This is a genomic window from Sodalis-like endosymbiont of Proechinophthirus fluctus (assembly GCF_001602625.1).
In the GTDB taxonomy this organism is placed as follows: domain Bacteria; phylum Pseudomonadota; class Gammaproteobacteria; order Enterobacterales; family Enterobacteriaceae.
On sequence record NZ_LECR01000044.1, the window covers coordinates 1 to 4,054 of the forward strand.

Consider the following 4,054-nt stretch of genomic DNA (forward strand, 5'->3'; position numbering starts at 1 on the left):
CAACGCTCGCGGCATTTGAGGCGCTGGGACCGGTGGCCGGCGCGTTTCAACATCTGGGACAGGTGATGGCCTCTGCCGCGCGCCTCAACGTAGTTATCAATCAGTTGCCAGAAGTGGTTTTCCCTGCAACTGGTCCTGCGCCGGCCGCGAGCGTCGCCCTTAGCGCCAGCCGGGTGCGATTTCACTATCCAGGGCAGACGACGCCCGTCATCGATGACCTGTCGCTGGCAGTTGCTGCCGGAGAGCATATTGCCCTCCTCGGCCATACCGGTAGCGGAAAATCTACTCTGCTGCAGTTATTAACCCGCGCCTGGGATCCCGAGGCGGGAAATATCGCGCTCAATGGCGTACCGCTGCGGGAGTGGAGCGAATGCGCGCTACGCGCGATGACTGCTGTGGTGCCGCAGCGCGTGCACATTTTCAGCGCGACATTGCGCGATAATCTTCGCCTAGCGGCACAGGACGCCGACGATGAGCAATTATGTATGGTGATGCGGCAGGTAGGCCTGGAAAAGCTCTTGGCGGGAGAGGGATTAAATGCCTGGCTTGGAGAGGGCGGGCGAGCACTCTCCGGCGGCGAACAACGCCGCATGGGCATCGCCCGCGCGCTGCTACACGCTGCACCGCTGTGGCTACTCGACGAGCCTACCGAGGGGTTGGATGCCGTCACTGAACAGCAAATACTGCAGTTGTTGACCACGCTCGGTCAGGAGCGAACAGTTATTATCGTTACTCATCGGATAAGGGGATTGGAACGTTTAGACCGCATTTGTATTATGGATCGCGGTAAATTGATTGAACAAGGTAGCCATCAAGCGCTGATGGCACAGCACGGACGCTATTATCACTATCACGACCGCTAGAGATAAACTCATCGGAGGATAGCCGACACTGGTCGGTCTCACCCTGCTGGTTATGTTCAGACAGATTGGAGTAATTAAAGGCAGAACGCAACTATAACCGACTTTCACCAGATTCTGTACATTTCCCACCGCCGCAGACGGTGCTCAGCAACGAACCCAACGACATTACTGATCTTCGGCCGCGATTTGTCGCTACAACGGCTGTTGGCGACCTATACCTATAGGTAGGGGATTTTCCCTTGGTACTCTCCTCCTCCTGGCGATGCTATTTTGTGGTGGTCGCCGGATCCGCGCATGATGCTGTTTCCTATGCCTCTGGCGGGTTACGCTGAATCAGGAGTTTGCCGAGGTGGTCTCTCTGCCTGCGCCGAACGCAGCGTAGTAGGAATCTGGATCGGTATGTAAGTCGAAGTCGCCTATAGTCATTTGCATCAGCTCGGCCATGCCAATTCGATCGAGGTGTTGGATGACGAGACACTGGTCAGCGGCATACATGGCGTGGCGCAGGGATGCTGTTTTTTGGTGAGTTGATGTTTAGCCGCTGACCGAACGTATCAAAATTGGCGCCGTGTTGATTTTGCCGTTATTTTATATATCAGCGGAAAAATTGTAGACTTCCAAGTATTAAACTCGCATACCGCATCGCTCAGGACGCATAATATTGCGCGCGGCGATTTTCTGGCTATGCTTACGCAATTACTAACTTTATCGCTGGCGGGGAGGGGGAGGGAGGCCGCCGGCTTGCTGGCAACTGAAAACCCTCTCTACGTCCTTCCTGATTCTGAATGCGGCAAATAATGCGGCTTTCTTTATCATTTCTTTACATAAAGAGGGTTTTTCGGCATTATCTTGCCGGTTAAAAACTATGGTATTCACACCTAGAGGATTTGATGGCTAAAGAAGACAATATTGAAATGCAAGGCACCGTACTGGACACACTGCCTAACACCATGTTCCACGTAGAATTGGAAAATGGACACGTGGTGACCGCGCATATCTCCGGTAAAATGCGCAAGAACTACATCCGTATTCTGACGGGTGACAAAGTCACTGTTGAGCTGACTCCGTACGATTTGAGTAAAGGCCGCATTGTCTTCCGCAGCCGCTGAGATTATCTGAGCGCGTTGCCCAGCTGGTTCCGGTGACGATTATCCCTGGCATGATGCACGATAATTCCCCTATTGCGACGCCAGAGAGTATTTCTGCCGCCATAATGGCTTGGCACCAGCTATCCGGCTGCGCTATCCAGGCTATCACCCCTCTCCGGCTTGAGGGCGTTGTACCTCTGCTTACCCCTTTGTGACGTACGACTAACTCACTCTATCTTTCGCCATCGAGTCGGTATTCCGCCTGTGCTTTTATTACGTCCATCCCCTGAATCCGTCCGCATTTCCTCACGCATCGCACCCCAAACCGCCGCCGCTTTAACAAGCCAACGCGCCAGTGCAACAGGCATATTGCAAGATAGCGCGGGTGATTGCAGCTCAACAACGTGGAATCGACGGTTCAGCAATGTGCAAGTCGCCGACAGAACATAGAGAACCCTTGGCACTGGCATAAAAAAGGCGATACCTCGAGGTATCGCCTTACTCTGCTCGGACCAAATCACCTCGGGTTAATGCACTGCCCCTTCGGCCTTACGTTTTTGTGCGCTAAGGAACTGGTGTTTGAGCGTTTGACTCTTTTTATCCAATTCTACCCGCACCGAGCCGCCATCCACCAGCGAACCAAACAGCAGCTCATTAGCCAACGGTTTTTTCAGAGTCTCCTGCATGACACGGGCCATCGGACGGGCGCCCATAGCTTTATCGTAGCCTTTATCGCTGAGCCAGTTGCGCGCGCCGTCGCTAACTTCCAGCGAAACTCCCTTGGCATCCAGCTGTGCCTGGAGCTCAACGATAAATTTGTCGACTACCTGTTGGATAACCTCGGTAGAGAGATGGTTAAACCAAATCACGTTATCGAGACGGTTGCGGAATTCCGGCGTAAACACCTTCTTTATCTCCGACATGGCATCCGTGCTTTTATCCTGCTGAATCAGCCCTATCGATTGACGCTGGGTTTCCTGCACGCCGGCATTGGTGGTCATCACCAGTATCACATTACGAAAATCTGCCTTGCGGCCGTTATTGTCAGTCAGCGTACCGTTATCCATCACCTGCAACAATAGATTGAAAACGTCCGGATGGGCCTTCTCGATTTCATCAAGCAGCAGCACGGAATGTGGGTGCTTCAATACGACATCTGTCAGTAAGCCTCCCTGATCGTAGCCGACATAGCCGGGAGGTGCGCCAATCAGGCGGCTGACGGTGTGTCGTTCCATATATTCAGACATATCGAAGCGCAGCAGCTCAATATCCAGAGCTTTCGCCAACTGCACAGTCACCTCAGTTTTACCGACGCCAGTGGGACCAGCAAACAAGAATGATCCCACTGGTTTATGCTCCTGGCCCAGCCCGGCGCGTCTCATTTTGATCGCCTCAGTTAGAACCTTGATAGCCTTGTCTTGACCGAAAACCAGCATCTTCAGTCGATCACCCAAATTTTTCAGCACGTCGCGATCGCTCGCCGAAATCGTTTTCTCCGGAATACGGGCAATCCGCGCTACCACTGACTCGATATCTGCCACATTGACGGTCTTTTTACGCTTGCTGATAGGCATCAGCCGACTGCGAGCGCCCGCCTCATCGATAATATCGATAGCTTTATCCGGCAGGCGACGGTCGTTGATGTATTTCACCGCCAGCTCCACCGCCGCTCTCACTGCCTTAGCGGTATAGCGCACGTCGTGGTGGGCTTCATATTTGGTTTTCAGCCCGGTCAGGATCTGCACCGTTTCCTCCACCGTTGGTTCCGTAATGTCTATCTTCTGGAATCGACGAGCCAGAGCGCGATCTTTTTCAAAAATATTGCTGAATTCCTGGTAGGTTGTTGAGCCTATCACCCGGATTTTGCCGCTGGAGAGCAACGGCTTAATCAGGTTGGCGGCATCTACCTGCCCACCCGAGGCCGCGCCGGCGCCGATGATGGTATGGATTTCATCAATAAACAGAATGCTGTTATGGTCCTGCTCAAGCTGTTTGAGCAATGCCTTGAATCGCTTCTCGAAATCACCGCGGTACTTGGTGCCAGCTAGCAGCGAACCTATATCCAGGGAGTAAATGGTGCAGTCGGCGATAATCTCAGGCACT

6 protein-coding genes are annotated in these 4,054 nt (G+C 53.2%); 5 read left to right on the plus strand and 1 reads right to left on the minus strand.

The window, feature by feature from the left end; translation table 11 throughout:
- From BG74_RS05035 to BG74_RS13205, 5 genes are all read left to right on the plus strand, one after another.
- The coding region (locus tag BG74_RS05035; RefSeq protein ID WP_187202657.1) for an ATP-binding cassette domain-containing protein at positions 1 to 863 on the plus strand (863 nt) is incomplete at its 5' end.
- Positions 864 to 1,094: 231 nt separating this feature from the next.
- Positions 1,095 to 1,268: a hypothetical protein gene (locus BG74_RS21170; protein WP_501037414.1), complete on the plus strand. Its 174-nt coding sequence runs from the start codon at positions 1,095 to 1,097 to the stop codon at positions 1,266 to 1,268.
- Positions 1,269 to 1,322: 54 nt separating this feature from the next.
- Entirely contained in the window at positions 1,323 to 1,394 is a 72-nt protein-coding gene (locus BG74_RS21175; protein WP_244267314.1) for a hypothetical protein, read from the plus strand.
- 359 nt (positions 1,395 to 1,753) lie between these two features.
- Positions 1,754 to 1,972 (plus strand): translation initiation factor IF-1, encoded by a 219-nt coding sequence (gene infA / locus BG74_RS05040; protein WP_066597048.1) that lies wholly within the window; start codon positions 1,754 to 1,756, stop codon positions 1,970 to 1,972.
- A gap of 32 nt (positions 1,973 to 2,004) precedes the next feature.
- Positions 2,005 to 2,166, plus strand: coding sequence for a hypothetical protein (locus BG74_RS13205; RefSeq protein WP_187202658.1), 162 nt, complete (start codon positions 2,005 to 2,007; stop codon positions 2,164 to 2,166).
- 312 nt (positions 2,167 to 2,478) lie between these two features.
- Here the strand turns inward: BG74_RS13205 and BG74_RS05045 are convergent.
- Positions 2,479 to 4,054, minus strand: a 1,576-nt coding sequence (locus tag BG74_RS05045; protein ID WP_244267313.1) for an AAA family ATPase, incomplete at its 5' end; no start/stop codon positions are given.

Bases quoted from the DNA above. Each gene is read 5' to 3' on its own strand.
- infA (WP_066597048.1), top strand. From the start codon at position 1,754: ATGGCTAAAGAAGACAATATTGAAATGCAAGGCACCGTACTGGACACA.